Source organism: Kocuria tytonicola (assembly GCF_003687455.1).
Lineage (GTDB): Bacteria > Actinomycetota > Actinomycetes > Actinomycetales > Micrococcaceae > Kocuria > Kocuria tytonicola.
In genome coordinates, this window is sequence record NZ_PHOA01000168.1 from 1 (window position 1) to 2,602 (window position 2,602).

The window sequence follows — 2,602 nt, forward strand, 5'->3', positions numbered from 1 at the left end:
CGCCCGGACACCGCCGCCCGCCCCACCGCGGGCGCGCAGGGCGGGGGCGCGGCGTCGCCGCCGTCCGCCCCCGGCCGGGACGCCGGTGAGCGGTCCGCGCAGGATGCCCCCCTGGACCGTGGCCCGTCCTCGCAGGCCCCGACATCGCACGAAGCGGGCGAGCCGACAACCCCGGTGGTCGGCGTGCTCGCGCTGCAGGGCGGCGTGGTGGAGCACGTGCGCGCCGTGGAGTCCCTGGGCGCCCGCGCCGTGAAGGTGCGCGCCCCGGAGGACCTGGCGGGCCTCGACGCCCTGATCCTGCCCGGCGGAGAGTCCTCCACGGTGGACCGGCTGTGCCGCACGTTCGGGCTGTTCGAGCCGCTGCGGGGCGCGATCCGCGGCGGTCTCCCCACGCTCGGGACCTGCGCGGGGCTCATCATGCTGGCCACGCAGATCGAGGACCCGGCACCCGGCCAGCAGTCACTGGGTGTGCTGGACGTGAGCGTGAACCGCAACGCGTTCGGCTCGCAGGTGGCGTCCGCGGAGGTGGACCTGGCGTGGCTGGGCCCGGCGAGCGGCGTCGTGGGCCCCGGCGACCACCTGAAGGCCGCGTTCATCCGCGCGCCCGAGGTCACCCGGGCGGGGGACGGCGTGGAGGTCCTGGCCCGCCACCGCGGGGCCGTGGTGGCCGTGCGGCAGGACAACGTGCTGGGCATCAGCTTCCACCCCGAGCTCATGGGGGACACCACGCTGCACCGGCTGCTGCTGGACAGTGCGAGGTGACCGGGCGGCGGCGTCGAGAACGTCCCGAGGCGCCGCCTCCGCCCGCGGAGACTTCAACACACCGCCCCTGCGGAGACACCGCGCGCCCACCTCTCACCTGGTCCTCGCCCACGCTGGCTCGAATACCGCGGCGCCGGCGGTGCGGGCGGCACCCGAGCACGACGCCGCACCACGTCTTCTGACGCAACACATCTCGCCTTCCGGTGCTGAAACGGTGTAGACCTGACTCCCTTGACCACTTCGACGGAGGACCTCTTGGCCGGCTTCACCACTCGCACCATCCACGCACTGCACGACGTCGCCCTGGGCGCCGTGGTGCCCCCGATCCACACGGCCTCCACCTTCCTGCAGCCCACCGAGGGCGGGGAGGGCCCGTTCGAGTACCAGCGCGGGTCCAACCCCACCCGCACCGACGCCGAGACCACCCTCGCGGCCCTGGAGGGCGCCCGGCACTCGTTCGCGTTCTCCACCGGCATGGCCGCCACCGGTGCCGTGCTGGGCACCCTGCACTCCGGGGACTCCGTGATCATGGGCCTGCCCGTGTACGGCGGCAACTACCGCTGGGCCACCATCGAGCTGCCCAAGCGCGGTGTCACCACGCACTTCCACGACGACCTCAACCAGCTCACGGACGAGGACTTCGACGAGAGCACCCGCATCGTGTTCCTGGAGACCCCGAGCAACCCCACTCTGCGCGTGACCGACATCCGCCGCGTGGTGGAGCTGGCGCACCGCCACGGCGCCCTGGTGGTGGTGGACAACACGTTCCTGACCCCCTACCTGCAGCGGCCCCTGGGGCTGGGCGCGGACGTCACCGTCCAGTCCGCCACCAAGTACCTGGGCGGGCACGGGGACCTGCTGGGCGGCGTGGTGAGCACGAACGACGACGCTCTGGCCGAGCAGGTGCACCTGGCACAGATGGTCTCCGGCGGGGTGCTCTCCCCCATCGACTCCTACCGCCTGATCCAGTCCGTGAAGACCCTCGGCATCCGGCTGGACCGGCAGCAGGAGAACGCCCGGAAGATCGTGGAGTTCCTGCGCGGGCGCGAGGAGGTCGCTCGCGTCCTGGTCCCCGGCTCGTACGACGAGACGGAGGCCCGGATCCAGGAGTCCCAGGCGGACGGACCCGGCGGCCTGTTCTCCTTCGAGCTCGTGCCGGGCAAGGACGTCCGCGCGTTCCTGGGTGCCCTGGAGATCTTCGGCTTTGCCGTGAGCCTGGGCGGGATCGAGTCCCTGATCTGCCTCCCCACCTCCATGACCCACGGGGCGTACTCCCCCGAGGACCGGGAGACCGCCCACCTGACCGAGAACCTGCTGCGCGTGGCCGTGGGCATCGAGGACGTCGAGGACCTGCTCGCGGACCTCGCCCAGGCCCTCGACGCCGCGTGAGCCCCGAATTCCCCATGACACCGCAGCTGCCGAGCCGACGAGCTCTCCTGGGCGCCACAGGGCTGGTGGGGCTCAGCGCCGTCCTGGCGGCCTGCTCCCCGGACGACGGCGCACCGGAGGGTTCCGCAGCCATGCCCGCCGGGGACGCCCTGCAGCGGATCCAGGACGCGGGCGAGGTGCGCATCGGCATGGAGGGCACGTTCCGCCCCTACGGCTACCACGACGGCTCCGGTGCGCTGGTGGGCTTCGAGAAGGAGATCGGGGACCTCGTGGCCCGTGACCTCGGGGTGCGCGCCACCTTCGTGGAGACCCAGTGGGACTCGCTGATCGCGGGGGTGGACGCGGGCCGCTACGACCTGGTCATGAACAACATCGCCCCCACCGCCAAGCGCAAGGAGGCGTTCGACTTCTCCGTCCCCTACGCCGTCTCCCAGGGGCGGGTGGGGGGCCG

3 protein-coding genes are annotated in these 2,602 nt (G+C 72.8%); all 3 read left to right on the forward strand.

The annotated features are described in order from the left end of the window. The first annotated feature begins 111 nt into the window (after positions 1–111). A complete protein-coding gene (gene pdxT, locus CWC38_RS11515) occupies positions 112–762 on the forward strand; it encodes a pyridoxal 5'-phosphate synthase glutaminase subunit PdxT (RefSeq protein ID WP_121846852.1) in 651 nt (216 codons plus the stop codon). Positions 763–1,017: 255 nt separating this feature from the next. Next, a complete protein-coding gene (locus CWC38_RS11520; RefSeq protein WP_121846851.1) occupies positions 1,018–2,151 on the forward strand; it encodes a trans-sulfuration enzyme family protein in 1,134 nt (377 codons plus the stop codon). A 14-nt stretch (positions 2,152–2,165) separates the two neighbouring features. Further along, a partial coding sequence (locus CWC38_RS11525) for a transporter substrate-binding domain-containing protein (protein WP_133306261.1) occupies positions 2,166–2,602 on the forward strand: 437 nt, incomplete at its 3' end.